At 49.2% G+C, this 26,369-nt stretch carries 24 protein-coding genes; all 24 read left to right on the top strand.

Annotated elements, in window-relative coordinates; genetic code table 11:
- The first annotated feature begins 74 nt into the window (after positions 1 to 74).
- Positions 75 to 914, top strand: a complete 840-nt coding sequence (gene wcaA / locus BGK49_RS18145) for a colanic acid biosynthesis glycosyltransferase WcaA (protein ID WP_000654493.1) — start codon at positions 75 to 77, stop codon at positions 912 to 914.
- A 2-nt stretch (positions 915 to 916) separates the two neighbouring features.
- The gene (gene wcaB / locus BGK49_RS18140; RefSeq protein WP_000888729.1) at positions 917 to 1,405 is read left to right on the top strand and encodes a colanic acid biosynthesis acetyltransferase WcaB; all 489 of its coding nucleotides are present in this window, start codon (positions 917 to 919) and stop codon (positions 1,403 to 1,405) included.
- On the top strand, positions 1,402 to 2,619 hold the full coding sequence (wcaC, locus tag BGK49_RS18135; protein WP_001547450.1) for a colanic acid biosynthesis glycosyltransferase WcaC: 1,218 nt from the start codon (positions 1,402 to 1,404) through the stop codon (positions 2,617 to 2,619). Before wcaB ends, wcaC begins: the two co-directional genes overlap by 4 nt.
- Complete coding sequence (gene wcaD / locus BGK49_RS18130; RefSeq protein WP_000107816.1) at positions 2,594 to 3,811, top strand: colanic acid polymerase WcaD; 1,218 nt, start codon at positions 2,594 to 2,596, stop codon at positions 3,809 to 3,811. The genes wcaC and wcaD overlap by 26 nt, the downstream gene beginning before the upstream one ends.
- 10 nt (positions 3,812 to 3,821) lie before the next feature.
- Positions 3,822 to 4,568, top strand: a complete 747-nt coding sequence (wcaE, locus tag BGK49_RS18125) for a colanic acid biosynthesis glycosyltransferase WcaE (RefSeq protein WP_069375799.1) — start codon at positions 3,822 to 3,824, stop codon at positions 4,566 to 4,568.
- A gap of 140 nt (positions 4,569 to 4,708) precedes the next feature.
- Positions 4,709 to 5,257 carry a colanic acid biosynthesis acetyltransferase WcaF gene (gene wcaF / locus BGK49_RS18120; protein ID WP_001153547.1) on the top strand — a complete coding sequence of 183 codons (549 nt, stop codon included), beginning with the start codon at positions 4,709 to 4,711 and terminating at the stop codon, positions 5,255 to 5,257.
- Between the two features lie 25 nt (positions 5,258 to 5,282).
- Positions 5,283 to 6,404, top strand: a complete 1,122-nt coding sequence (gene gmd, locus BGK49_RS18115; protein ID WP_000048190.1) for a GDP-mannose 4,6-dehydratase — start codon at positions 5,283 to 5,285, stop codon at positions 6,402 to 6,404.
- A gap of 2 nt (positions 6,405 to 6,406) precedes the next feature.
- Entirely contained in the window at positions 6,407 to 7,372 is a 966-nt protein-coding gene (gene fcl / locus BGK49_RS18110) for a GDP-L-fucose synthase (RefSeq protein ID WP_021544698.1), read from the top strand.
- Positions 7,373 to 7,374: 2 nt separating this feature from the next.
- A complete protein-coding gene (gene gmm, locus BGK49_RS18105; protein ID WP_000479836.1) occupies positions 7,375 to 7,854 on the top strand; it encodes a GDP-mannose mannosyl hydrolase in 480 nt (159 codons plus the stop codon).
- Positions 7,851 to 9,074, top strand: coding sequence for a colanic acid biosynthesis fucosyltransferase WcaI (gene wcaI, locus BGK49_RS18100; protein ID WP_000699772.1), 1,224 nt, complete (start codon positions 7,851 to 7,853; stop codon positions 9,072 to 9,074). Before gmm ends, wcaI begins: the two co-directional genes overlap by 4 nt.
- Before the next feature lie 2 nt (positions 9,075 to 9,076).
- Complete coding sequence (cpsB, locus tag BGK49_RS18095; RefSeq protein WP_021544699.1) at positions 9,077 to 10,513, top strand: mannose-1-phosphate guanyltransferase; 1,437 nt, start codon at positions 9,077 to 9,079, stop codon at positions 10,511 to 10,513.
- Positions 10,514 to 10,705: 192 nt separating this feature from the next.
- Complete coding sequence (gene cpsG, locus BGK49_RS18090; RefSeq protein ID WP_001325602.1) at positions 10,706 to 12,076, top strand: colanic acid biosynthesis phosphomannomutase CpsG; 1,371 nt, start codon at positions 10,706 to 10,708, stop codon at positions 12,074 to 12,076.
- Positions 12,077 to 12,130: 54 nt separating this feature from the next.
- Positions 12,131 to 13,525 (top strand): undecaprenyl-phosphate glucose phosphotransferase, encoded by a 1,395-nt coding sequence (wcaJ, locus tag BGK49_RS18085; RefSeq protein WP_000183120.1) that lies wholly within the window; start codon positions 12,131 to 12,133, stop codon positions 13,523 to 13,525.
- A 1-nt stretch (position 13,526) separates the two neighbouring features.
- Entirely contained in the window at positions 13,527 to 15,005 is a 1,479-nt protein-coding gene (gene wzxC / locus BGK49_RS18080) for a colanic acid undecaprenyl disphosphate flippase WzxC (RefSeq protein WP_040089060.1), read from the top strand.
- Between the two features lie 275 nt (positions 15,006 to 15,280).
- Positions 15,281 to 16,561: a colanic acid biosynthesis pyruvyl transferase WcaK gene (wcaK, locus tag BGK49_RS18075; RefSeq protein WP_069375798.1), complete on the top strand. Its 1,281-nt coding sequence runs from the start codon at positions 15,281 to 15,283 to the stop codon at positions 16,559 to 16,561.
- Positions 16,558 to 17,778, top strand: a complete 1,221-nt coding sequence (wcaL, locus tag BGK49_RS18070; protein WP_069375797.1) for a colanic acid biosynthesis glycosyltransferase WcaL — start codon at positions 16,558 to 16,560, stop codon at positions 17,776 to 17,778. Before wcaK ends, wcaL begins: the two co-directional genes overlap by 4 nt.
- Positions 17,779 to 17,788: 10 nt before the next feature.
- A complete protein-coding gene (gene wcaM, locus BGK49_RS18065) occupies positions 17,789 to 19,183 on the top strand; it encodes a colanic acid biosynthesis protein WcaM (RefSeq protein WP_040089056.1) in 1,395 nt (464 codons plus the stop codon).
- 182 nt (positions 19,184 to 19,365) lie between these two features.
- Entirely contained in the window at positions 19,366 to 20,259 is an 894-nt protein-coding gene (gene galF / locus BGK49_RS18060) for a UTP--glucose-1-phosphate uridylyltransferase GalF (RefSeq protein WP_000183071.1), read from the top strand.
- A 371-nt stretch (positions 20,260 to 20,630) separates the two neighbouring features.
- Positions 20,631 to 21,716, top strand: coding sequence for a dTDP-glucose 4,6-dehydratase (gene rfbB / locus BGK49_RS18055; RefSeq protein ID WP_069375796.1), 1,086 nt, complete (start codon positions 20,631 to 20,633; stop codon positions 21,714 to 21,716).
- The gene (gene rfbD / locus BGK49_RS18050; protein WP_001023621.1) at positions 21,716 to 22,615 is read left to right on the top strand and encodes a dTDP-4-dehydrorhamnose reductase; all 900 of its coding nucleotides are present in this window, start codon (positions 21,716 to 21,718) and stop codon (positions 22,613 to 22,615) included. Before rfbB ends, rfbD begins: the two co-directional genes overlap by 1 nt.
- Positions 22,616 to 22,672: 57 nt before the next feature.
- Positions 22,673 to 23,551, top strand: coding sequence for a glucose-1-phosphate thymidylyltransferase RfbA (rfbA, locus tag BGK49_RS18045; protein ID WP_040089055.1), 879 nt, complete (start codon positions 22,673 to 22,675; stop codon positions 23,549 to 23,551).
- Between the two features lie 4 nt (positions 23,552 to 23,555).
- Positions 23,556 to 24,104 (top strand): dTDP-4-dehydrorhamnose 3,5-epimerase, encoded by a 549-nt coding sequence (gene rfbC, locus BGK49_RS18040; protein ID WP_040089054.1) that lies wholly within the window; start codon positions 23,556 to 23,558, stop codon positions 24,102 to 24,104.
- Positions 24,105 to 24,119: 15 nt separating this feature from the next.
- A complete protein-coding gene (locus tag BGK49_RS18035) occupies positions 24,120 to 25,157 on the top strand; it encodes a glycosyltransferase WbsX family protein (RefSeq protein ID WP_069375795.1) in 1,038 nt (345 codons plus the stop codon).
- Positions 25,157 to 26,368, top strand: coding sequence for an O152 family O-antigen flippase (gene wzx / locus BGK49_RS18030; protein WP_040089052.1), 1,212 nt, complete (start codon positions 25,157 to 25,159; stop codon positions 26,366 to 26,368). The genes BGK49_RS18035 and wzx overlap by 1 nt, the downstream gene beginning before the upstream one ends.
- The last annotated feature ends 1 nt before the right edge of the window (position 26,369 follow it).

Genomic DNA, 26,369 nt, shown 5'->3' with positions numbered 1-26,369 from the left:
CGCCCCGTAGGCCGGATAAGGCGTTCACGCCGCATCCGGCAAGCAAACCAGCTCATAAGCCGGGAGAACAACCTATGAAAGACAATCCGCTGATCTCAATCTATATGCCGACCTGGAACCGCCAACAACTGGCGATTCGGGCGATAAAATCGGTCCTGCGCCAGGACTACAGTAACTGGGAGATGATCATCGTGGATGATTGCTCCACCTCCTGGGAACAACTGCAACAGTACGTCAGCGCCCTCAACGATCCGCGTATCACCTACATTCACAACGACATTAACAGCGGGGCGTGCGCGGTACGTAACCAGGCGATTATGCTGGCGCAAGGGGAATACATTACCGGGATCGATGACGATGATGAATGGACGCCCAACCGTCTGAGCGTCTTCCTCGCCCATAAACAGCAACTGGTCACACACGCCTTTTTGTACGCTAACGACTACGTTTGCCAGGGCGAAGTCTATTCCCAACCGGCAAGCTTGCCGCTGTATCCCAAATCGCCGTATTCACGCCGCCTGTTCTACAAACGCAATATCATTGGCAATCAGGTCTTTACCTGGGCATGGCGTTTCAAAGATTGTTTGTTCGATACCGAACTAAAAGCGGCACAGGATTACGACATCTTCCTGCGGATGGTGGTGGAGTATGGCGAACCGTGGAAAGTGGAAGAGGCGACGCAGATCCTGCATATCAATCACGGTGAAATGCAGATCACCTCGTCACCGAAAAAATTCTCCGGATACTTCCACTTTTACCGCAAGCACAAAGACAAATTTGACCGTGCCAGTAAAAAATATCAGCTGTTTACCCTCTACCAGATCCGCAATAAACGTATGACCTGGCGCACTTTGCTGACGCTGCTGTCGGTGCGTAACGGCAAACGTCTGGCTGATGGTATTCGGGGGCGCTAAAGATGCTGGAAGATCTGCGCGCCAACAGCTGGAGTTTACGTCCGTGCTGCATGGTTCTAGCGTATCGCGTCGCTCATTTTTGTTCGGTGTGGCGCAAAAAGAACGTCCTCAACAATATTTGGGCGGCCCCTCTGCTGGTGCTGTATCGCATTATCACCGAATGCTTTTTCGGTTATGAAATCCAGGCTGCCGCGACCATTGGCCGCCGCTTTACTATCCATCACGGTTACGCCGTAGTGATCAATAAAAACGTGGTGGCGGGGGATGATTTCACCATTCGCCACGGCGTCACTATCGGCAATCGTGGTGCCGATAACATGGCATGTCCACATATTGGCAACGGCGTCGAACTCGGTGCCAACGTTATTATTCTTGGTGATATCACGCTTGGTAACAACGTCACCGTGGGTGCGGGCAGCGTGGTGCTCGACTCTGTCCCGGACAACGCGCTGGTGGTGGGAGAAAAAGCGCGAGTGAAGGTAATTAAATGAATATTTTGCAATTTAATGTGCGACTGGCGGAAGGCGGGGCAGCAGGTGTGGCGTTAGATCTCCACCAGCGTGCGCTGCAACAGGGGCTAGCGTCACATTTTGTCTACGGTTACGGCAAAGGCGGCAAAGAGAGCGTCAGCCATCAAAACTATCCGCAGGTCATCAAACATACGCCGCGGATGACTGCAATGGCGAATATTGTCCTGTTTCGTCTGTTTAATCGCGATCTGTTTGGCAATTTCAATGAGTTATATCGCACCATTACTCGTACACCGGGTCCGGTGGTCCTGCATTTTCATGTGCTGCACAGCTACTGGCTAAATCTTAAGAGCGTGGTGCGCTTTTGCGAAAAGGTGAAAAACCATAAACCGGACGTCACTCTGGTCTGGACGCTGCACGACCACTGGAGCGTTACCGGACGCTGCGCCTTTACCGACGGTTGTGAAGGCTGGAAAACGGGCTGCCAGAAATGCCCGACCTTAAATAACTATCCGCCGGTGAAGATTGATCGGGCGCACCAGCTGGTGGCGGGCAAACGCCAGTTATTCCGTGAGATGCTGGCGCTGGGCTGTCAGTTTATTTCCCCCAGCCAGCATGTGGCTGACGCTTTCAATAGCCTGTACGGTCCAGGGCGTTGCCGGATTATCAATAATGGTATTGATATGGCAACCGAAGCGATTCTGGCGGATCTGCCTCCGGTGCGCGAAACCCAGGGCAAGCCGAAAATCGCTGTGGTGGCGCATGACCTGCGTTACGACGGCAAGACTAACCAGCAACTGGTGCGTGAGATGATGGCGCTGGGCGACAAAATTGAACTGCATACCTTTGGTAAGTTCTCGCCGTTCACCGCTGGCAACGTGGTTAATCACGGCTTTGAAACTGACAAGCGCAAGTTGATGAGCGCGCTCAATCAGATGGATGCGCTGGTGTTCAGTTCTCGCGTCGATAACTACCCGCTGATTTTGTGTGAGGCGCTATCGATTGGCGTGCCGGTGATTGCCACCCATAGCGACGCGGCGCGGGAAGTGTTGCAAAAATCCGGCGGTAAAACCGTCAGCGAAGAAGAGGTGCTGCAACTGGTGCAATTAAGCAAACCGGAAATCGCGCAGGCGATATTTGGTACCACGCTGGCTGAGTTCAGCAAACGCAGCCGTGCCGCTTACAGTGGACAACAGATGCTGGAGGAGTATGTCAACTTCTATCAGAATCTGTAGCTACCTGCTGCTGCCGCTGATCTACCTGCTGGTTAACGTCAAAATCGCCCAGCTTGGTGAAAGTTTCCCCATCACTATCGTCACTTTTTTACCTGTCTTGTTACTGCTGTTTTTAGAACGCATCAGCGTTAAAAAATTGATGATTGCCTTAGGGATTGGTGCGGGACTCACGGCGTTTAACTACCTGTTTGGTCAGTCGTTGGATGCCAGTAAATACGTCACTTCAACCATGCTGTTTGTCTATATTGTGATCATTATTGGCATGGTGTGGAGTATTCGCTTTAAAACGATTTCGCCACACAACCATCGCAAGATATTACGTTTCTTTTATCTGGTGGTCGGGCTGGTGGTGGCGCTGGCGGCGGTGGAGATGGCGCAAATTATCCTCACCGGCGGCAGCAGTATTATGGAGTCGATATCGAAATATCTGATTTACAGCAACAGCTATGTACTGAATTTCATTAAATTCGGCGGCAAGCGCACGACAGCACTTTATTTCGAACCGGCATTTTTCGCTCTGGCATTAATCTCAATTTGGCTCAGCATCAAACAGTTTGGTATCAAAACGCCTAAAACCGATGCTATGATTCTCGCAGGGATAATATTATCCGGATCGTTTTCAGGGGTTATGACCTTTATCCTGTTTTATTTGCTGGAGTGGGCATTTCAATATCTGAATAAAGAGGCGATTAAGAAAAAGTTACCGTTAGCATTGATTTCTCTGGCTGTATTCCTGGTTGGTGTGGTAATCGCGTTTCCTTATATTTCCACCCGTCTGGGCGATTTAGGTACGGAAGGATCGTCATCGTATTATCGTATTGTCGGTCCGCTGGTGATGGTCGGTTATTCTTTGACCCATATTGACGGTGTAGTCAGATTTGGCTCACTTTATGAATATGTCGCATCATTCGGAATATTTAACGGTGCGGATGTCGGAAAAACCATAGACAATGGTTTGTATCTGCTGATTATTTATTTTTCCTGGTTCGCGGTGTTTTTATCGCTGTGGTACATGGGGAAAGTGATAAAAATGATGATCAACGCTTTTGGTGATAACCGCAATTTTCGCGTGCAATTATATCTTTTTACTCCGGTTTCGCTGTTTTTTACCGGTTCGATATTTAGCCCGGAATATGCATTTTTAATCGTCTGTCCGTTTATTTTGCGAAAAGCGTTAAATATTACGAGGTAAGAATAAGAACATGTTGCTTAGCATAATCACTGTCGCGTTTCGTAACCTCGAAGGGATAGTCAAAACACATGCCTCGCTGGCGCATCTGGCGCAGGCGGACGATATCAGCTTCGAATGGATTGTTGTCGATGGCGGTTCCAACGACGGTACCCGTGAGTATCTGGAGAATCTCAATAGTATCTATAACCTACGCTTTGTCAGCGAGCCAGATAACGGTATCTACGACGCCATGAACAAGGGCATTGCGATGGCACAAGGCAAGTTCGCGTTGTTTCTCAACTCGGGCGATATTTTTCATCAGGATGCCGCAAATTTTGTTCGTAAGTTAAAAATGCAAAAAGATAACGTGATGATCACCGGCGATGCGCTGCTGGATTTTGGCGACGGGCATAAAATTAAGCGTAGTACTAAACCGGGTTGGTATATTTATCACAGCCTGCCCGCCAGCCATCAGGCGATATTTTTCCCGGTATCCGGTTTGAAAAAATGGCGTTATGACCTGGAATATAAAGTTTCTTCTGATTACGCGCTGGCAGCTAAAATGTATAAAGCAGGTTATGCATTTAAAAAACTCAATGGCCTGGTGTCTGAATTTTCCATGGGTGGGGTATCAACCACCAATAATATGGAATTGTGTGCTGACGCCAAAAAAGTCCAACGGCAGATATTACATGTGCCTGGCTTCTGGGCAGAATTATCCTGGCATTTACGCCAGCGTACTACCTCAAAGACGAAAGCCTTATATAACAAAAGCTGAATATACTCGTCATACTTCAAGTTGCATGTGCTGCGGATGCGTTCGTTCACCCCAGTCACTTACTTATGTAAGCTCCTGGGGATTCACTCTCTTGCCGCCTTCCTGCAACTCGAATTATTTAGAGTACATAAGGAAGACCAATGCAAGATTTAAGCGGTTTCTCGGTGCCGAAAGGGTTCCGGGGCGGCAACGCTATTAAAGTGCAATTATGGTGGGCAGTACAGGCAACAATATTTGCCTGGTCGCCACAAGTATTGTATCGCTGGCGGGCATTTTTATTACGTTTATTCGGCGCAAAAATAGGAAAAAACGTAGTTATTCGTCCGTCAGTAAAAATTACCTATCCGTGGAAATTAACCTTAGGTGATTACGCGTGGGTCGGCGATGACGTCAATTTATATACCCTCGGTGAAATAACCATTGGCGCACATTCGGTGATATCGCAAAAAAGTTATTTATGCACCGGTAGCCACGACCATGCAAGTCAACATTTCACCATTAACGCCACGCCTATTGTGATTGGCGAGAAATGCTGGCTGGCAACCGATGTCTTTGTTGCCCCAGGCGTCACAATCGGCGACGGCACCGTCGTGGGTGCACGAAGCAGTGTTTTTAAATCGCTTCCGGCAAATGTGGTTTGCCGGGGGAATCCCGCAGTGGTGATACGCGAACGCGTTGAAACTGAATAAATTCAAAAATACAGAGGAATAAGACATGTCAAAAGTTGCTCTCATCACCGGTGTAACCGGACAAGACGGTTCTTACCTGGCAGAGTTTCTGCTGGAAAAAGGTTACGAGGTGCATGGTATTAAGCGTCGCGCATCGTCATTCAACACCGAGCGCGTGGATCACATTTATCAGGATCCGCACACCTGCAACCCGAAATTCCATCTGCATTATGGCGACCTGAGTGATACCTCTAACCTGACGCGCATTTTGCGTGAAGTACAGCCGGATGAAGTGTACAACCTGGGCGCAATGAGCCACGTTGCGGTCTCTTTTGAGTCACCAGAATATACCGCTGACGTCGACGCGATGGGTACGCTGCGCCTGCTGGAGGCGATCCGCTTCCTCGGTCTGGAAAAGAAAACTCGTTTCTATCAGGCTTCCACCTCTGAACTGTATGGTCTGGTGCAGGAAATTCCGCAGAAAGAAACCACGCCGTTCTACCCGCGATCTCCGTATGCGGTCGCCAAACTGTACGCCTACTGGATCACCGTTAACTACCGCGAATCCTACGGCATGTACGCTTGTAACGGTATTCTCTTCAACCATGAATCCCCGCGCCGCGGCGAAACCTTCGTTACCCGCAAAATCACCCGCGCAATCGCCAACATCGCCCAGGGGCTGGAGTCGTGCCTGTACCTCGGCAATATGGATTCCCTGCGTGACTGGGGCCACGCCAAAGACTACGTAAAAATGCAGTGGATGATGCTGCAACAGGAACAGCCGGAAGATTTCGTTATCGCGACCGGCGTTCAGTACTCCGTACGTCAGTTCGTGGAAATGGCAGCGGCACAGCTGGGCATCAAACTGCGCTTTGAAGGCACGGGTGTTGAAGAGAAGGGCATTGTGGTTTCCGTCACCGGGCATGACGCGCCGGGCGTTAAACCGGGTGATGTGATTATCGCCGTTGATCCGCGTTACTTCCGTCCGGCAGAAGTTGAAACGCTGCTCGGCGACCCGACCAAAGCGCACGAAAAACTGGGCTGGAAACCGGAAATCACCCTCAGAGAGATGGTGTCTGAAATGGTGGCTAATGACCTCGAAGCGGCGAAAAAACACTCTCTGCTGAAATCTCACGGCTACGACGTGGCGATCGCGCTGGAGTCATAAGCATGAGTAGACAACGCATTTTTATCGCTGGCCATCGCGGAATGGTCGGTTCCGCCATCACGCGGCAGCTCGAACAGCGCGGTGATGTGGAACTGGTATTACGCATCCGCGACGAGCTGAACCTGCTGGACAGCCGCGCGGTGCATGATTTCTTTGCCAGCGAACGTATTGACCAGGTCTATCTGGCGGCGGCGAAAGTGGGCGGCATTGTTGCCAACAACACGTATCCGGCGGATTTCATCTACCAGAACATGATGATTGAGAGCAACATCATTCACGCCGCGCATCAGAACGACGTGAACAAACTGCTGTTTCTCGGATCGTCCTGTATCTACCCGAAACTGGCAAAACAGCCGATGGCAGAAAGCGAGTTGTTGCAGGGTACGCTGGAGCCGACCAACGAGCCTTATGCCATTGCCAAAATCGCCGGGATCAAACTGTGCGAATCATACAACCGCCAGTATGGACGCGATTACCGCTCTGTCATGCCGACCAACCTGTACGGGCCGCATGACAACTTCCACCCGAGTAATTCGCATGTGATCCCTGCATTGCTGCGTCGCTTCCACGAGGCGACGGCACAGAATGCACCGGACGTGGTGGTATGGGGCAGCGGTACACCGATGCGTGAATTCCTGCACGTCGATGATATGGCGGCGGCGAGCATTCATGTCATGGAGCTGGCGCACGAAGTCTGGCTGGAGAACACCCAGCCGATGCTGTCGCACATTAACGTCGGTACGGGCGTTGACTGCACTATCCGCGAGCTGGCGCAAACCATCGCCAAAGTGGTGGGTTACAAAGGTCGGGTGGTTTTTGATGCCAGCAAACCGGATGGTACGCCGCGCAAACTGCTTGATGTGACGCGCCTGCATCAGCTTGGCTGGTATCACGAAATCTCACTGGAAGCGGGGCTTGCCAGCACTTACCAGTGGTTCCTTGAGAATCAAGACCGCTTTCGGGGGTAATGATGTTTTTACGTCAGGAAGACTTTGCCACGGTAGTGCGCTCCACCCCGCTTGTCTCTCTCGACTTTATTGTCGAGAACAGTCGCGGCGAGTTTCTGCTTGGCAAAAGAACCAACCGCCCGGCGCAGGGTTACTGGTTTGTGCCGGGAGGGCGCGTGCAGAAAGACGAAACGCTGGAAGCCGCATTTGAGCGGCTGACGATGGCGGAACTGGGGCTGCGTCTGCCGATAACAGCAGGCCAGTTTTACGGTGTCTGGCAGCACTTTTATGACGATAACTTCTCCGGCACGGATTTCACCACTCACTATGTGGTGCTCGGTTTTCGCTTCAGAGTAGCGGAAGAAGAACTGTTACTGCCGGATGAGCAGCATGACGATTACCGCTGGCTGACGCCGGACGCACTGCTCGCCAGTGACAATGTTCACGCTAACAGCCGCGCCTATTTTCTCGCTGAGAAGCGTGCCGGAGTACCCGGATTATGAAAATACTGGTCTACGGCATTAACTACTCGCCGGAGTTAACCGGCATCGGCAAATACACTGGCGAGATGGTGGAATGGCTGGTAGCACAAGGTCATGAGGTGCGGGTCATTACCGCACCGCCTTACTACCCGCAGTGGCAGGTGGGCGAGAACTATTCCGCCTGGCGCTACAAACGAGAAGAGGGGGCCGCCACGGTGTGGCGCTGCCCGCTGTACGTGCCAAAACAGCCGAGCACCCTGAAACGCCTGTTACATCTCGGCAGTTTTGCCGTCAGCAGTTTCTTTCCTCTGATGGCGCAACGTCGCTGGAAGCCGGATCGCATTATCGGCGTGGTGCCAACGCTGTTTTGCACGCCGGGAATGCGCCTGCTGGCGAAACTCTCTGGTGCGCGTACCGTGCTGCATATTCAGGATTACGAAGTGGACGCCATGCTGGGGCTGGGCCTTGCCGGAAAAGGCAAAGGCGGCAAAGTTGCACAGCTGGCAACGGCGTTCGAACGTAGCGGACTGCATAACGTCGATAACGTCTCCACGATTTCGCGCTCAATGATGAATAAAGCCATCGAAAAAGGCGTGGCGGCGGAAAACGTCATCTTCTTCCCCAACTGGTCGGAAATTGCCCGTTTTCAGCATATTGCAGATGCCGATGTTGATGCCCTTCGTAACCAGCTTGGCCTGCCGGATAACAAAAAAATCATTCTTTACTCCGGCAATATTGGTGAAAAGCAGGGGCTGGAAAACGTTATTGAAGCTGCCGATCTCCTGCGCGATGAACCGCTGATTTTTGCCATTGTCGGGCAGGGCGGCGGCAAAGCGCGGCTGGAAAAAATGGCGCAACAGCGTGGTCTGCGCAACATGCAATTTTTTCCGCTGCAATCGTATGACGCTTTACCCGCACTGCTGAAGATGGGCGATTGCCATCTGGTGGTGCAAAAACGCGGCGCGGCAGATGCCGTATTGCCGTCGAAACTGACCAATATTCTGGCGGTAGGCGGTAACGCGGTGATTACTGCAGAAGCCCACACAGAACTGGGACAGCTTTGCGAAACCTTTCCGGGCATTGCGGTTTGCGTTGAACCGGAATCGGTCGAGGCGCTGGTGGCGGGGATTCGTCAGGCGCTCCTGCTGCCCAAACACAACACGGTGGCACGTGAATATGCCGAACGCACGCTCGATAAAGAGAACGTGTTACGTCAATTTATAAATGATATTCGGGGATAATTATGGCGCAGTCGAAACTCTATCCAGTTGTGATGGCAGGTGGCTCCGGTAGCCGCTTATGGCCGCTTTCCCGCGTACTTTACCCCAAGCAGTTTTTATGCCTGAAAGGCGATCTCACCATGCTGCAAACCACCATCTGCCGCCTGAAAGGCGTAGAGTGCGAAAGCCCGGTGGTGATTTGCAATGAGCAGCACCGCTTTATTGTCGCGGAACAGCTGCGCCAACTGAACAAACTCACCGAGAACATTATTCTCGAACCGGCAGGGCGTAACACTGCACCAGCCATTGCGCTGGCGGCGCTGGCGGCAACACGTCATAGTCCGGAGAGCGACCCGTTAATGCTGGTGCTGGCGGCGGATCATGTGATTGCCGATGAAGACGCGTTCCGTGCCGCCGTGCGTAATGCCATGCCGTATGCCGAAGCGGGCAAGCTGGTGACCTTTGGCATTGTGCCGGATCTACCAGAAACCGGTTATGGCTATATTCTTCGCGGTGAAGTATCTGCGGGCGAGCAGGATACGGTGGCCTTTGAAGTGGCGCAGTTTGTCGAAAAACCGAATCTGGAAACCGCCCAGGCCTATGTGGCAAGCGGCGAATATTACTGGAACAGCGGCATGTTCCTGTTCCGTGCCGGACGCTATCTCGAAGAACTGAAAAAATATCGTCCGGATATTCTCGATGCCTGCGAAAAAGCGATGAGCGCCGTCGATCCGGATCTCGATTTTATTCGCGTGGATGAAGAAGCGTTTCTCGCCTGCCCGGAAGAGTCGGTGGATTACGCGGTCATGGAACGTACGGCAGATGCCGTTGTGGTGCCGATGGATGCGGGCTGGAGCGATGTCGGTTCCTGGTCCTCTTTATGGGAGATCAGCGCCCACACCGCGGAAGGCAACGTTTGCCACGGCGATGTGATTAATCACAAAACTGAAAACAGCTATGTGTACGCCGAATCTGGCCTGGTCACCACCGTCGGGGTGAAAGATCTGGTGGTGGTGCAGACCAAAGATGCGGTGCTGATTGCCGACCGTAACGCGGTGCAGGATGTGAAAAAAGTGGTCGAGCAGATCAAAGCCGATGGTCGCCATGAGCATCGGGTGCATCGCGAAGTCTATCGCCCGTGGGGCAAATATGACTCTATCGACGCGGGCGACCGCTACCAGGTGAAACGCATCACCGTGAAACCGGGCGAAGGCTTGTCGGTACAGATGCACCATCACCGCGCGGAACACTGGGTGGTGGTCGCGGGAACGGCAAAAGTCACTATCGACGGTGATATCAAACTGCTTGGTGAAAACGAGTCCATTTATATTCCGCTGGGGGCGACGCATTGCCTGGAAAACCCGGGGAAAATTCCGCTCGATTTAATTGAAGTGCGCTCCGGCTCTTATCTCGAAGAGGATGATGTGGTGCGCTTCGCGGATCGCTACGGACGGGTGTAAACGTCGCATCAGGCGCTGTTTGTCGGATGCGGCGTGAACGCCTTATCCAACCTACGGTTCGGATTTGTAGGCCTGATAAGACGCGGCAGCGTCGCATCAGGCAATGAATGCGAAACCGAGATGTAAATAACGACAAAAACAAAATTGGCCGTTTCGGTCAGGGCCAACTATTGCCTGAAAAAGGGTAACGACATGAAAAAATTAACCTGCTTTAAAGCCTATGATATTCGCGGGAAATTAGGCGAAGAACTGAATGAAGATATCGCCTGGCGCATTGGTCGCGCCTATGGCGAATTTCTCAAACCGAAAACCATTGTGTTAGGCGGTGATGTCCGTCTCACCAGCGAAACCTTAAAACTGGCGCTGGCAAAAGGTTTACAGGATGCGGGCGTTGACGTGTTGGATATTGGTATGTCCGGCACCGAAGAGATCTATTTCGCCACGTTCCATCTCGGCGTGGATGGCGGCATTGAAGTTACCGCCAGCCATAATCCGATGGATTATAACGGCATGAAACTGGTGCGCGAAGGGGCTCGCCCAATCAGCGGTGATACCGGACTGCGCGACGTCCAGCGTCTGGCAGAAGCCAACGACTTTCCTCCCGTCGATGAAACCAAACGCGGTCGCTATCAGCAAATCAACCTGCGTGACGCTTACGTTGATCACCTGTTCGGTTATATCAATGTCAAAAACCTCACGCCGCTCAAGCTGGTGATTAACTCCGGGAATGGCGCAGCGGGTCCGGTGGTGGACGCCATTGAAGCCCGCTTTAAAACCCTCGGCGCGCCCGTGGAATTGATCAAAGTGCACAACACGCCCGACGGCAATTTCCCCAACGGTATTCCTAACCCGCTGCTGCCTGAATGCCGCGACGACACCCGCAATGCGGTCATCAAACACGGCGCGGATATGGGCATTGCCTTTGATGGCGATTTTGACCGCTGTTTTCTGTTTGACGAAAAAGGGCAGTTTATCGAGGGCTACTACATTGTCGGCCTGCTGGCAGAAGCGTTCCTCGAAAAAAATCCCGGCGCGAAGATCATCCACGATCCGCGTCTCTCCTGGAATACCGTTGATGTGGTGACTGCCGCAGGCGGCACCCCGGTAATGTCGAAAACCGGACACGCCTTTATTAAAGAACGTATGCGCAAGGAAGACGCCATCTACGGTGGCGAAATGAGCGCCCACCATTACTTCCGTGATTTCGCTTACTGCGACAGCGGCATGATCCCGTGGCTGCTGGTCGCCGAACTGGTGTGCCTGAAAGGAAAAACGCTGGGCGAACTGGTGCGCGACCGGATGGCTGCGTTTCCGGCAAGCGGTGAGATCAACAGCAAACTGGCGCAACCCGTTGAGGCGATTAATCGCGTCGAACAGCATTTTAGCCGTGAGGCGCTGGCGGTGGATCGTACCGATGGCATCAGCATGACCTTTGCCGACTGGCGCTTTAACCTGCGCACCTCCAACACCGAACCGGTGGTGCGCCTGAATGTGGAATCGCGCGGTGATGTGCCGCTGATGGAAGCGCGAACGCGAACTCTGCTGACGTTGCTGAACGAGTAATGTCGGATCTTCCCTTACCCCATTGCGGGTAAGGGGCTATTAACAGGAACAACGATGACAAATCTAAAAAAGCGCGAGCGAGCGAAAACCAATGCATCGTTAATCTCTATGGTGCAACGCTTTTCAGATATCACCATCATGTTTGCCGGACTATGGCTGGTTTGCGAAGTGAGCGGCCTGTCATTCCTCTACATGCACCTGTTGGTGGCACTGATTACGCTGGTGGTGTTCCAGATGTTGGGCGGCATCACCGATTTTTATCGCTCATGGCGCGGTGTTCGGGCAGCGACAGAATTTGCTCTGTTGCTACAAAACTGGACGTTAAGCGTGATTTTCAGCGCCGGACTGGTGGCGTTCAACAATGATTTCGACACGCAACTGAAAATCTGGCTGGCGTGGTATGGGCTGACCAGCATCGGACTGGTGGTTTGCCGTTCATGTATTCGCATTGGGGCGGGCTGGCTGCGTAATCATGGCTATAACAAGCGCATGGTCGCGGTGGCGGGGGATTTAGCCGCCGGGCAAATGCTGATGGAGAGCTTCCGTAACCAGCCGTGGTTAGGGTTTGAAGTGGTGGGCGTTTACCACGACCCGAAACCGGGCGGCGTTTCTAACGACTGGGCGGGTAACCTGCAACAGCTGGTCGAGGATGCTAAAGCAGGCAAGATTCATAATGTCTATATCGCGATGCAAATGTGCGACGGCGCGCGAGTGAAAAAACTGGTCCATCAATTGGCGGACACCACCTGTTCGGTGCTGCTGATCCCCGACGTCTTTACCTTCAATATTCTTCATTCCCGTATCGAAGAGATGAATGGCGTACCGGTGGTGCCGCTGTATGACACGCCGCTTTCCGGGGTAAACCGCCTGCTCAAACGTGCGGAAGATATTGTGCTGGCGACGCTTATTCTGCTGCTGATCTCCCCGGTGCTGTGCTGTATTGCGCTGGCGGTGAAACTCAGTTCACCAGGGCCGGTTATTTTCCGCCAGACTCGCTATGGCATGGATGGCAAACCGATCAAAGTGTGGAAGTTCCGTTCGATGAAAGTGATGGAGAACGACAAAGTGGTGACCCAGGCGACGCAGAACGATCCGCGCGTCACCAAAGTGGGGAACTTTCTGCGCCGCACCTCGCTGGATGAACTGCCGCAGTTTATCAATGTGCTGACTGGGGGGATGTCGATTGTCGGTCCACGTCCGCACGCGGTGGCGCATAACGAACAGTATCGACAGCTCATTGAAGGCTACATGCTGCGCCATAAGGTGAAACCGGGCATTACCGGCTGGGCGCAGATTAACGGCTGGCGTGGCGAAACCGACACGCTGGAGAAAATGGAAAAACGCGTCGAGTTCGACCTTGAGTACATCCGCGAATGGAGCGTCTGGTTCGATATCAAAATCGTTTTCCTGACGGTATTCAAAGGCTTCGTTAACAAAGCGGCATATTGATATGAGCTTACGTGAAAAAACCATCAGCGGCGCGAAGTGGTCGGCGATTGCCACGGTGATCATCATCGGCCTCGGGCTGGTGCAGATGACCGTGCTGGCGCGGATTATCGACAACCACCAGTTCGGTTTGCTTACCGTGTCGCTGGTGATCATCGCGCTGGCAGATACGCTTTCTGACTTCGGTATCGCTAACTCGATTATTCAGCGAAAAGAAATCAGCCACCTTGAACTCACCACGCTGTACTGGCTGAACGTTGGGCTGGGGCTTGTGGTGTGCGTGGCGGTGTTTTTGTTGAGTGATGCCATTGGCGACGTGCTGAATAACCCGGACCTGGCACCGTTGATTAAAACATTGTCGCTGGCGTTTGTGGTGATCCCCCACGGGCAACAGTTCCGCGCGTTGATGCAGAAGGAGCTGGAGTTCAACAAAATCGGCATGATCGAAACCAGCGCGGTACTGGCGGGCTTCACTTTTACGGTGGTTAGCGCCCATTTCTGGCCGCTGGCGATGACCGCGATCCTCGGTTATCTGGTCAATAGTGCGGTGAGAACGCTGCTGTTTGGCTACTTTGGCCGCAAAATTTATCGCCCCGGTCTGCATTTCTCGCTGGCGTCTGTGGCACCGAACTTACGCTTTGGTGCCTGGCTGACGGCGGACAGCATCATCAACTATCTCAATACCAACCTTTCAACGCTGGTGCTGGCGCGTATTCTCGGCGCGGGCGTGGCAGGGGGATACAACCTGGCGTACAACGTGGCCGTTGTGCCACCGATGAAACTGAACCCAATCATCACGCGCGTGTTGTTTCCGGCGTTTGCCAAAATTCAGGACGACACCGAAAAGCTGCGCGTTAACTTCTACAAGCTGCTGTCGGTAGTGGGGATTATCAACTTTCCGGCGCTGCTGGGGCTGATGGTGGTGTCGAATAACTTTGTACCGCTGGTCTTTGGTGAGAAGTGGAACAGCATTATTCCGGTGATGCAATTGCTGTGTGTGGTGGGTCTGCTGCGTTCGGTGGGTAACCCGATTGGTTCGCTGCTGATGGCGAAAGCGCGGGTCGATATCAGCTTTAAATTCAACGTATTCAAAACATTTCTGTTTATTCCGGCGATTGTTATTGGTGGGCAGATGGCGGGCGCAATCGGCGTCACGGTTGGCTTCCTGCTGGTGCAGATTATCAACACCATTCTGAGTTACTTCGTGATGATTAAACCGGTTCTTGGTTCCAGTTATCGCCAGTACATCCTGAGTTTGTGGCTGCCGTTTTATCTCTCGCTGCCGACGCTGGTGGTCAGTTATGCGTTGGGCATTGTGCTGAAAGGGCAACTGGCGCTGGGGATGCTGCTGGCGGTGCAAATAGCCGCGGGCGTGCTGGCGTTTGTGGTGATGATTGTGCTGTCGCGCCATCCGCTGGTGGTGGAAGTGAAGCGTCAGTTTTGTCGCAGCGAAAAAATGAAAATGCTTTTACGGGCGGGGTGAATGGTTGTTTTAGGCTCCGACAACGGTTGCCGGGTGCAGCGTAAAACGCCTTATCCATCCTACGGTTCTGTGCTCGGGACCTGTAGGCCTGATAAGACGCGTCAGCGTCGCATCAGGCACTGAATGCCGGATGCGGCGTGAACGCCTTATCCGGCCTACGGTTTTGTGCTCGGGTCTTGTAGGCCTGATAAGACGCGCCAGCGTCGCATCAGGCAAAAAACGGCAACGAACACAACAAACACAGCCTCACCTGGCATCAAATTTATGAGGAAAAAATGAAATTACTTATTCTGGGCAACCACACTTGCGGCAATCGTGGCGACAGCGCCATCCTGCGCGGCTTACTTGATGCCATCAACATCCTCAATCCACACGCCGAAGTGGACGTGATGAGCCGCTATCCGGTCAGTTCTTCCTGGCTGCTCAACCGCCCGGTAATGGGCGATCCGCTGTTCCTGCAAATGAAACACCACAACAGCGCGGCGGGCGTTGTCGGGCGCGTTAAAAAAGTTCTCCGTCGCCGCTATCAACACCAGGTACTGCTTTCACGCGTCACAGACACTGGCAAGCTGCGTAATATCGCCATCGCCCAGGGATTCACCGACTTCGTGCGCCTGCTGTCAGGTTACGACGCCATTATTCAGGTCGGCGGATCGTTTTTTGTCGATCTCTACGGCGTGCCGCAGTTTGAACATGCGCTTTGCACGTTTATGGCGAAAAAGCCGCTGTTTATGATTGGTCACAGCGTCGGCCCCTTCCAGGATGAGCAATTTAACCAACTGGCGAACTATGTCTTTGGTCACTGTGACGCGCTGATCCTGCGCGAATCGGTCAGCCTTGATTTGATGAAACGCAGCAATATCACTACCGCAAAAGTGGAACATGGCGTCGATACCGCGTGGCTGGTCGATCACCACACAGAAGACTTCACCGCCAGCTATGCCGTCCAACACTGGCTGGACGTTGCCGCACAACAGAAAACGGTGGCAATTACCCTGCGCGAACTGGCACCGTTCGACAAACGTCTCGGCACCACTCAACATGCGTATGAAAAAGCCTTTGCCGGGGTGGTCAATCGCATTCTCGACGAAGGGTATCAGGTGATTGCGCTCTCCACCTGTACGGGCATCGACAGCTATAACAAAGACGACCGCATGGTGGCGCTCAATCTTCGCCAGCACATCAGCGATCCTGCCCGTTACCATGTGGTGATGGATGAACTCAACGATCTGGAAATGGGCAAAATTCTGGGTGCCTGTAAACTCACCGTTGGTACGCGTCTGCACTCAGCCATTATCTCAATGAATTTTGCCACTCCGGCAATTGCCATCAACTACGAACATAAATCCGCCGGGATTATGCAACAACTGGGGCTGCCAGAGATGGCGATTGATATCCGTCATTTATTAGATGGCAGCCTGCAAGCGATGGTTGCGGATACCTTAGGCCAGCTTCCGGTGCTGAACGCACGACTTAGCGAAGCCGTCAGTCGTGAGCGTCAGATAGGAATGCAGATGGTGCAATCTGTGCTTGAGCGCATCGGGGAGGTGAAATGAAGGTCGGCTTCTTTTTACTGAAATTCCCGCTGTCTTCGGAAACCTTCGTCCTCAACCAAATCACTGCGTTTATTGATATGGGCTTTGAGGTGGAGATTGTCGCGCTGCAAAAAGGCGATACAGAGAACACCCACGCGGCATGGACGAAATACAACCTTGCCGCCAGAACCCGCTGGTTACAGGACGAACCTACGGGCAAATTGGCGAAGCTGCGCCACCGCGCCAGCCAGACCTTACGCGGCATTCATCGTAAAAATACCTGGCAGGCGCTCAACCTCAAACGCTATGGTGCCGAGTCGCGGAACCTGATTTTGTCTGCCATTTGCGGTCAGGTCGCAACACCATTGCATGCCGATGTCTTTATCGCTCATTTTGGTCCTGCGGGGGTAACCGCAGCAAAACTACGCGAACTGGGTGTCATTCGCGGCAAAATTGCCACTATTTTCCACGGCATTGATATTTCCAGTCGGGAAGTGCTCAACCATTACACTCCCGAATATCAACAACTGTTTCGACGTGGCGACCTGATGCTACCGATAAGCGATCTGTGGGCCGGAAGGCTGCAAAAAATGGGCTGCCCGAGGGAAAAAATCGCCGTATCGCGTATGGGCGTGGACATGACGCGCTTTAGCCCGCGTCCGGTGAAAGCGCCCGCAACGCCGCTGGAAATCATCTCCGTCGCACGCTTAACCGAAAAAAAAGGCCTGCATGTGGCGATCGAAGCCTGCCGTCAGTTGAAAGAGCAGGGCATGGCATTTCGCTATCGCATCCTCGGCATTGGCCCGTGGGAACGGCGCCTGCGTACCCTCATCGAACAATATCAACTGGAAGATGTGGTAGAGATGCCGGGCTTTAAACCGAGCCACGAAGTGAAAGCGATGCTCGACGACGCGGATGTCTTCCTGTTGCCATCGGTAACGGGCGCGGATGGCGATATGGAAGGCATTCCGGTGGCGCTGATGGAAGCGATGGCGGTCGGTATTCCGGTGGTTTCTACTCTGCATAGCGGAATACCGGAACTGGTGGAGGCTGACAAATCCGGCTGGCTAGTGCCTGAGAACGATGCTCGCGCACTGGCGCAACGACTGGCGGCGTTTAGCCAACTGGGCACTGACGAACTGGCTCCGGTTGTCAAACGTGCGCGCGAAAAAGTCGAACACGATTTTAACCAGCAGGTGATCAATCGAGAACTCGCCAGCTTGCTGCAGGCTTTATAGAGGAGAACGTATGCCATTTAAAAAACTCTCCCGACGCACCTTCCTGACGGCAAGCTCCGCGCTTGCCTTCCTCCATACCCCTTTCGCTCGCGCACTATCCGCCCGACAAAACGTAAACATTAACGACTACAACCCTCACGACTGGATCGCCTCATTTAAACAAGCCTTCAGCGAAGGGCAAACGGTCGTCGTGCCTGCTGGATTCGTTTGTGACAATATCAACACCGGCATCTTCATTCCTCCTGGCAAAACGTTACACATCCTTGGAAGCCTGCGCGGCAACGGCAGAGGGCGATTTGTCTTACAGGACGGCAGCCAGGTGACAGGGGAGGAGGGCGGCAGTATGCATAACATCACCCTGGATGTGCGTGGTTCTGACTGCACCATCAAAGGGCTGGCGATGAGCGGCTTTGGCCCGGTAACGCAGATTTATATCGGCGGCAAAAACAAACGGGTCATGCGCAACCTGACCATCGATAACATGACCATTAGCCACGCTAATTACGCCATCTTACGCCAGGGATTTCATAACCAGATAATCGGTGCCAACATCACCAATTGTAAGTTCAGCGACTTACAGGGCGATGCCATTGAATGGAACGTGGCGATTAACGACCGCGATATTTTGATATCCGACCACATCATCGAGCGCATCAACTGTATCAACGGCAAAATCAATTGGGGCATCGGCATAGGCCTTGCGGGAAGCACTTACGATAATAATTACCCAGAAGATCAGGCAGTGAAAAACTTTGTCGTGGCGAATATCACGGGATCGGATTGTCGGCAGTTGATCCATGTTGAAAATGGCAAACATTTTGTTATCCGTAATATCAAAGCCCGCAATATCACGCCGGATTTCAGTAAGAAAGCAGGTATTGATAACGCCACAGTCGCTATTTACGGTTGTGACAATTTCGTGATTGATAATATTGAAATGATTAATAGCGCCGGGATGTTAATCGGCTATGGGGTAATTAAAGGCAAATATCTCTCGATACCGCAAAATTTCCGAGTGAATAATATTCAACTGGATAATACCCACCTTGCTTATAAATTGCGCGGTATCCAAATCTCCGCCGGGAATGCCGTCTCCTTTGTGGCGCTGACTAACATTGAGATGAAGCGTGCGTCGCTGGAGTTACACAACAAACCGAAACATCTTTTTATGCGTAATATCAAGGTGATGCAGGAATCCTCTGTTGGACCAGCATTGAGCATGAACTTCGACATGCGCAAAGACGTTCGCGGCGTCTTTATGGCGAAAAAAGAAACACTGCTGTCTCTTGCAAATGTTCATGCGGTGAATGAAAGAGGGCAAAGCTCCGTCGATATCGACAGGATTAATCACCATATTGTTAATGTGGAAAAGATTAACTTTAGATTGCCGGAACGGAGGGAGTAGATTTGCGACCATTCCTGGAAAAATGGAGCCATACTTAGGAACTTAGGAACAATGCTACTGCAATCCACAACGAAGCGGCGTAACATCACAAGTAATTCAGTAATCAATTCAGGGTAATTGATGCTGGCGAAAAAAATCGAACAAGCTATAATTCAGCAACCATTTTACAGGTGGATGAAATAATGACGAATTTAAAAGCAGTTATTCCTGTAGCGGGTCTTGGGATGCATATGTTGCCTGCCACTAAGGCGATTCCCAAAGAGATGCTACCGATCGTCGACAAGCCAATGATTCAGTACATTGTTGACGAGATTGTGGCTGCAGGGATCAAAGAAATCCTCCTGGTAACTCACGCGTCCAAGAACGCGGTCGAAAACCACTTCGACACCTCTTATGAATTAGAATCTCTCCTTGAGCAGCGCGTGAAGCGTCAACTGTTAGCGGAAGTTCAGTCCATCTGCCCGCCGGGCGTGACTATTATGAACGTGCGTCAGGGCGAACCTTTAGGTTTGGGCCACTCCATTTTATGTGCACGACCTGCCATTGGTGACAACCCATTTGTCGTGGTACTGCCAGACGTTGTGATCGATGACGCCAGCGCCGACCCGCTGCGCTACAACCTTGCAGCCATGATTGCACGATTCAACGAAACGGGTCGTAGCCAGGTGCTGGCAAAACGCATGCCGGGGGACCTCTCTGAATACTCTGTCATCCAGACCAAAGAGCCGCTGGATCGTGAAGGCAAAGTCAGCCGCATTGTTGAATTTATCGAAAAACCGGATCAGCCGCAGACGTTGGAGTCAGACATCATGGCCGTTGGTCGCTATGTGCTTTCTGCCGATATTTGGCCGGAACTTGAACGCACGCAGCCAGGTGCATGGGGGCGTATTCAGCTGACTGATGCCATTGCCGAACTGGCGAAAAAACAGTCCGTTGATGCCATGCTGATGACAGGTGACAGCTACGACTGCGGTAAAAAAATGGGTTATATGCAGGCATTTGTGAAGTATGGACTACGCAACCTGAAAGAAGGGGCGAAGTTCCGTAAAGGCATTGAGAAGCTGTTAAGCGAATAATGAAAATCTGACCGGATGTAACGGTTGATAAGAAAATTATAACGGCAGTGAAGATTCGTGGCGAAAGTAATTTGTTACGAATTTTCCTGCCGTTGTTTTATATAAACAATCAGAATAACAACGAGTTAGCAATAGGATTTTAGTCAAAGTTTTCCAGGATTTTCCTTGTTTCCAGAGCGGATTGGTAAGACAATTAGCGTTTGAATTTTTCGGGTTTAGCGCGAGTGGGTAACGCTCGTCACATCGTAGACATGAATGCAGTGCTCTGGTAGCTGTAAAGCCAGGGGCGGTAGCGTGCATTAATACCTCTATTAATCAAACTAAGAGCCGCTTATTTCACAGCATGCTCTGAAGTAATATGGAATAAAAGAGTGAAGATACTTGTTACTGGTGGCGCAGGATTTATTGGTTCTGCTGTAGTTCGTCACATTATAAATAATACGCAGGATAGTGTTGTTAATGTCGATAAATTAACGTACGCCGGAAACCTGGAATCACTTGCTGATGTTTCTGATCCTGAACGCTATATTTTTGAACATGCGGATATTTGCGATGCTGCTGCAATGGTACGGATTTTTGCTCAGCATCAGCCGCATGCAGTGATGCACTTGGCTGCTGAAAGCCATGTTGACCGTTCAATTACAGGTCCTGCGGCATTTATTGAAACCAATATTGTTGGTACTTATGTCCTTTTGGAAGCCGCTCGCAATTACTGGTCTGCTCTTGATAGCGACAAGAAAAATAGCTTCCGTTTTCATCATATTTCTACTGACGAAGTCTATGGTGATTTGCCTCATCCTGACGAGGTAAATAATAAAGAACAATTACCCCTCTTTACTGAGACGACAGCTTACGCGCCAAGTAGCCCATATTCTGCTTCGAAAGCATCAAGCGATCATTTAGTCCGCGCTTGGAAACGTACCTATGGTTTACCGACCATTGTGACTAATTGTTCGAATAACTACGGTCCTTATCACTTTCCGGAAAAATTGATTCCACTAGTAATTCTTAATGCTCTGGAAGGTAAGGCATTACCTATTTATGGCAAAGGGGATCAAATTCGTGACTGGCTGTATGTTGAAGATCATGCGCGTGCGTTATATACCGTCGTAACCGAAGGTAAAGCGGGTGAAACTTATAACATTGGTGGACACAACGAAAAGAAAAACATCGATGTAGTGCTCACTATTTGTGATTTGTTGGATGAGATTGTACCGAAAGAGAAATCTTATCGTGAGCAAATTACTTATGTTGCCGACCGCCCGGGACATGATCGCCGTTATGCGATTGATGCTGAGAAGATTAGCCGCGAATTGGGTTGGAAACCACAGGAAACGTTTGAGAGCGGGATTCGTAAAACGGTGGAATGGTACCTGGCTAATGCAAAATGGGTCGAGAATGTGAAAAGTGGTGCCTATCAATCGTGGATTGAACAGAACTATGAGGGCCGCCAGTAATGAATATTCTCCTTTTCGGCAAAACAGGGCAGGTAGGTTGGGAACTACAGCGTGCTCTGGCACCTTTGGGTAATTTGATTGCTCTTGATGTTCACTCCACTGATTATTGTGGTGATTTTAGTAATCCTGAAGGTGTGGCTGAAACCGTCAAAAAAATTCGCCCTGATGTAATTGTTAATGCTGCGGCTCATACCGCAGTAGATAAGGCTGAGTCAGAACCCGAATTTGCACAATTACTCAATGCGACCAGCGTTGAATCAATTGCCAAAGCGGCTAATGAAGTTGGGGCCTGGGTAATTCATTACTCAACTGACTACGTATTTCCGGGAACCGGTGAAATACCATGGCTGGAGACGGATGCAACCGCACCGCTAAATGTTTACGGTGAAACCAAGTTAGCCGGAGAAAAAGCGTTACAGGAACATTGCGCGAAGCATCTTATTTTCCGTACCAGCTGGGTATACGCAGGTAAAGGAAATAACTTCGCCAAAACGATGTTGCGTCTGGCAAAAGAGCGCGAAGAACTGGCTGTGATTAATGATCAATTTGGTGCGCCAACAGGTGCTGAGCTGCTGGCAGATTGTACGGCACATGCTATTCGTGTGGCACTGAATAAACCAGAAGTCGCAGGCATGTACCATCTGGTAGCCAGTGGTACCACAACCTGGCACGATTATGCTGCGCTGGTTTTTGAAGAGGCGCGCAAAGCAGGTATTCCCCTTGCACTCAACAAGCTCAACGCAGTACCAGCAACAGCCTATCCTACACCAGCTCGTCGTCCACATAACTCTCGCCTTAATACAGAAAAATTTCAGCAGAACTTTGCGCTTGTCTTGCCTGACTGGCAGGTTGGCGTGAAACGAATGCTTAACGAATTATTTACGACTACAGCAATTTAATAGTTTTTGCATCTTGTTCGTGATGGTGGAACAAGATGAATTAAAAGGAATGATGAAATGAAAACGCGTAAAGGTATTATTTTAGCGGGGGGGGCTGGTACTCGTCTTTATCCTGTGACTATGGCTGTAAGCAAACAGCTGTTACCGATTTATGATAAACCGATGATCTATTACCCGCTTTCTACACTGATGTTAGCGGGTATTCGCGATATTCTGATTATCAGTACGTCACAGGATACTCCTCGTTTTCAACAACTGCTGGGTGATGGGAGCCAGTGGGGGCTAAATCTTCAGTACAAAGTGCAACCGAGTCCAGATGGTCTTGCGCAGGCATTTATCATCGGTGAAGAGTTTATCGGTGGTGATGATTGTGCTCTGGTTCTCGGTGATAATATCTTTTACGGTCACGATCTGCCGAAGTTAATGGATGTCGCTGTCAACAAAGAAAGTGGTGCAACGGTATTTGCCTATCACGTTAATGATCCTGAACGCTACGGTGTTGTTGAGTTTGATAAAAACGGTACGGCAATCAGCCTGGAAGAAAAACCGCTACAACCAAAAAGTAATTATGCGGTAACCGGGCTTTATTTCTATGATAACGACGTTGTCGAAATGGCGAAAAACCTTAAGCCTTCTGCCCGTGGTGAACTAGAAATTACCGATATTAACCGTATTTATATGGAACAGGGGCGTTTATCCGTTGCCATGATGGGGCGTGGTTATGCATGGCTGGATACGGGGACACATCAGAGTCTTATTGAAGCAAGCAACTTCATTGCCACCATTGAAGAGCGCCAGGGACTAAAGGTTTCCTGCCCAGAAGAAATTGCTTACCGTAAAGGGTTTATTGATGCTGAGCAGGTGAAAGCATTAGCTGAACCTCTGAAAAAAAATGCTTATGGTCAGTACCTGATAAAAATGATTAAAGGTTATTAATAAAATGAATGTTATTAAAACAGAAATCCCAGATGTATTGATTTTTGAACCGAAAGTTTTTGGTGATGAGCGTGGTTTCTTTTTTGAGAGCTTTAACCAGAAGGTTTTTGAGGAAGCTGTAGGCCGCAAAGTTGAATTTGTTCAGGATAACCATTCGAAGTCTAGTAAAGGCGTTTTACGCGGACTGCATTATCAGTTAGAACCTTATGCGCAAGGAAAATTGGTACGCTGTGTTGTTGGTGAGGTTTTTGATGTTGCGGTTGATATTCGTAAATCGTCCCCTACTTTTGGCAAATGGGTTGGGGTGAATTTGTCTGCTGAGAATAAGCGCCAGTTGTGGATACCTGAAGGATTTGCGCATGGATTTTTGGTGCTGAGTGAGACTGCGGAGTTTGTTTATAAGACAACTAATTATTATCATCCGGAAAGTGACAGAGGTATTAGATGGGATGACCCCTATATAGGAATTAAATGGGAGAATGAGTACAATGTAAGATTGTCAGATAAAGATAAAAAAAATCCAACAATGAAAGACGTTTTTTTGTTTATGTAAGTAATAGGCTTTTATATGAAAAAAAATATTATCGCATATTATCTTCCTCAATATCATGAGGTTAAAGAAAATAATGAGTGGTGGGGGAAAGGATTTACTGAATGGACAGCTTTAAAAAAAGCAAAGAAATATTTCCCTTCTCAAAAAATAAGGTTGCCTACTGATGTTCTTGGATATTATGATTTGACAGAATCACGTATTATCGAGAAGCAGTTTGAACTAGCTGAAGAAAATGGTGTAAGTGGGTTTTGTCTATGGACATATTGGTTCGGTAATGGAGAAAAAATTTTAGAAAAACCTCTTACTCTTATTCTTGAAAACAAACTTAATGTTCGATACTGTGTGGCATGGGCAAACCACTCTTGGTACAATAAATCAAAAGGGCTACTTTTAAAAGAGCAAAAATACCTTGGAGAAAAAGATTATACTGATTTCTTCTATTACTTACTTCCTCATTTTAAGTCAGATAATTATCTAAAAAAAGATAATAAGCCAATTGTAACAATCTTTGATCCTAATTCCATACCAGATTTGTTTTTGTTTATATCCCTTTGGAATAATCTTGCAAAAGAGAACGGATACGAGGGTATCTATTTTATCGGGGATTTCACATCGTATAATTCAAATTATGTAGGAGTATTTGATGGTTATTTGGATTCTAGAGTAATGTACAGGAAGAGAACCTTTATTCAAAAGGTGAGGGAGAAATTAGTTCGAAAGCATAGAGTGAAATTTTTGGGGCCTATAAGGTATAATTATGAAAAAATGATAAGCTCATTATGGCACAATCAGACAAAGGATATAAAAGAGATTCCAATTATATTTTCTGGATGGGATACAACGATACGACATGGAAAACAGGGGGTTTTTTATAGTGATTTCTCTGAGCATTCGTTTGAGGTTAATGTTAAAAATGCTATAAATTATAACCCACAACAAGATATTGTTTTCTTAAAATCATGGAATGAATGGGCTGAGGGAAATACAGTTGAACCAGACACTATATTCTCAGATAAATTACTTAGAATAATTTCAAAATACAATAAATACTGATGAGAAAAAATATATTTTATTTACTGTTGGTGCAGTTATCTAACTATATTTTCCCACTGATTACATTACCATATCTTGTCAGAACTTTAGGAGTAGATAAATTTGGATATCTTATGCTTGGTCAAGCATTGATTCAATACTTTATTTTGATGACTGATTACGGTTTTAATTTCAGTGCAACAAAAAAAATAGCTACATCAACAAGTATTGATGAAAGAAATGAAGTCTACACAGAGACATTAAATGCCAAAATGATATTGGTGACATTATGTTTATTCTTGATGTTAATCATTATTAATATCATACCAATGTTTCACTCTATATCTATAGTTTGCATAATACTTTTTATTGGGGTTCTAGGTAATATTTTTTTTCCAGTCTATCTGTTTCAAGGTATGGAGAAAATGAAAAGTATTGCATGGGTTACTGTACTAGCAAGGACCTTGATGTTGTTATCTGTCTTTCTGTTTGTAAAAGATAATAATGATATCAATGCTGCTGCACTAGCTTTTTCTATTGCGCTTATCGTTCCAGGGATGATGTCAATTTATCTAATACGAAAAAACCACATTGTTGCTTATAAAGGGTTTTCTTTTTCAAAAGCCTTTATCGCTATTAAAGCAAGTACACCTTTGTTTATTTCTCAAATCGCTATAACATTTTATACTACTTTTAATTCGATACTTATAGGGCATGTATTTAATGCAAGGCAAGTAGGTATTTATTCTGCAGCAGACAAGTTAAGAGGCGCGGTTCAATCTTTATTTATTCCTATACAACAGGTTGTGTTTCCGAGAATAAATGTTGAGCGTGGAAATATAAAGGAAAAACTAAAGTTTTACGGTAGTCTTTTTATTTTATTTTCATTAATTATATGTGTGTCGATATTTTTAATTGGAGATAAGATTGTTATTTTATACTTCGGAACTCAGTATGCTGAGTCAGCTAATTTATTTAAATGGATGTCAGTCCTTATTTTTATTGTCTCTGTCGCTATTGTCTTTTCACAATGGGGAATGATAACTTTAGGTAGAGAAAAAATATTAACAAAAATTTATATTGTCGGTGCCTTATTGCATTGCACGTATGCTCCTTTCTTCACTAAAAATTTCGGGCTTTTTGGTACGTTAACGGCAGTAATATTGACAGAGTTAACAATTACCGTAGTTATGGGCGTGTTTTTGTACAAGATAATTAAAAGGCATAAATAAA

This window comes from Shigella sp. FC1544 (genome assembly GCF_001722145.1).
In the GTDB taxonomy this organism is placed as follows: domain Bacteria; phylum Pseudomonadota; class Gammaproteobacteria; order Enterobacterales; family Enterobacteriaceae; genus Escherichia; species Escherichia coli.
Note: the sequence above shows the minus strand (reverse complement) of the source record. Positions and strands in the feature narration are given on the sequence as shown.

Excerpts from the sequence above, each read along its gene's own strand:
- wcaA (WP_000654493.1), top strand. The coding sequence starts at position 75 with ATGAAAGACAATCCGCTGATCTCAATCTATATGCCGACCTGGAACCGC.
- wcaB (WP_000888729.1), top strand. The coding sequence starts at position 917 with ATGCTGGAAGATCTGCGCGCCAACAGCTGGAGTTTACGTCCGTGCTGC.
- wcaC (WP_001547450.1), top strand. The coding sequence starts at position 1,402 with ATGAATATTTTGCAATTTAATGTGCGACTGGCGGAAGGCGGGGCAGCA.
- wcaD (WP_000107816.1), top strand. The coding sequence starts at position 2,594 with ATGTCAACTTCTATCAGAATCTGTAGCTACCTGCTGCTGCCGCTGATC.
- wcaE (WP_069375799.1), top strand. The coding sequence starts at position 3,822 with ATGTTGCTTAGCATAATCACTGTCGCGTTTCGTAACCTCGAAGGGATA.
- wcaF (WP_001153547.1), top strand. The coding sequence starts at position 4,709 with ATGCAAGATTTAAGCGGTTTCTCGGTGCCGAAAGGGTTCCGGGGCGGC.
- gmd (WP_000048190.1), top strand. The coding sequence starts at position 5,283 with ATGTCAAAAGTTGCTCTCATCACCGGTGTAACCGGACAAGACGGTTCT.
- fcl (WP_021544698.1), top strand. The coding sequence starts at position 6,407 with ATGAGTAGACAACGCATTTTTATCGCTGGCCATCGCGGAATGGTCGGT.
- gmm (WP_000479836.1), top strand. The coding sequence starts at position 7,375 with ATGTTTTTACGTCAGGAAGACTTTGCCACGGTAGTGCGCTCCACCCCG.
- wcaI (WP_000699772.1), top strand. The coding sequence starts at position 7,851 with ATGAAAATACTGGTCTACGGCATTAACTACTCGCCGGAGTTAACCGGC.
- cpsB (WP_021544699.1), top strand. The coding sequence starts at position 9,077 with ATGGCGCAGTCGAAACTCTATCCAGTTGTGATGGCAGGTGGCTCCGGT.
- cpsG (WP_001325602.1), top strand. The coding sequence starts at position 10,706 with ATGAAAAAATTAACCTGCTTTAAAGCCTATGATATTCGCGGGAAATTA.
- wcaJ (WP_000183120.1), top strand. The coding sequence starts at position 12,131 with ATGACAAATCTAAAAAAGCGCGAGCGAGCGAAAACCAATGCATCGTTA.
- wzxC (WP_040089060.1), top strand. The coding sequence starts at position 13,527 with ATGAGCTTACGTGAAAAAACCATCAGCGGCGCGAAGTGGTCGGCGATT.
- wcaK (WP_069375798.1), top strand. The coding sequence starts at position 15,281 with ATGAAATTACTTATTCTGGGCAACCACACTTGCGGCAATCGTGGCGAC.
- wcaL (WP_069375797.1), top strand. The coding sequence starts at position 16,558 with ATGAAGGTCGGCTTCTTTTTACTGAAATTCCCGCTGTCTTCGGAAACC.
- wcaM (WP_040089056.1), top strand. The coding sequence starts at position 17,789 with ATGCCATTTAAAAAACTCTCCCGACGCACCTTCCTGACGGCAAGCTCC.
- galF (WP_000183071.1), top strand. The coding sequence starts at position 19,366 with ATGACGAATTTAAAAGCAGTTATTCCTGTAGCGGGTCTTGGGATGCAT.
- rfbD (WP_001023621.1), top strand. The coding sequence starts at position 21,716 with ATGAATATTCTCCTTTTCGGCAAAACAGGGCAGGTAGGTTGGGAACTA.
- rfbA (WP_040089055.1), top strand. The coding sequence starts at position 22,673 with ATGAAAACGCGTAAAGGTATTATTTTAGCGGGGGGGGCTGGTACTCGT.
- rfbC (WP_040089054.1), top strand. The coding sequence starts at position 23,556 with ATGAATGTTATTAAAACAGAAATCCCAGATGTATTGATTTTTGAACCG.
- BGK49_RS18035 (WP_069375795.1), top strand. The coding sequence starts at position 24,120 with ATGAAAAAAAATATTATCGCATATTATCTTCCTCAATATCATGAGGTT.
- wzx (WP_040089052.1), top strand. The coding sequence starts at position 25,157 with ATGAGAAAAAATATATTTTATTTACTGTTGGTGCAGTTATCTAACTAT.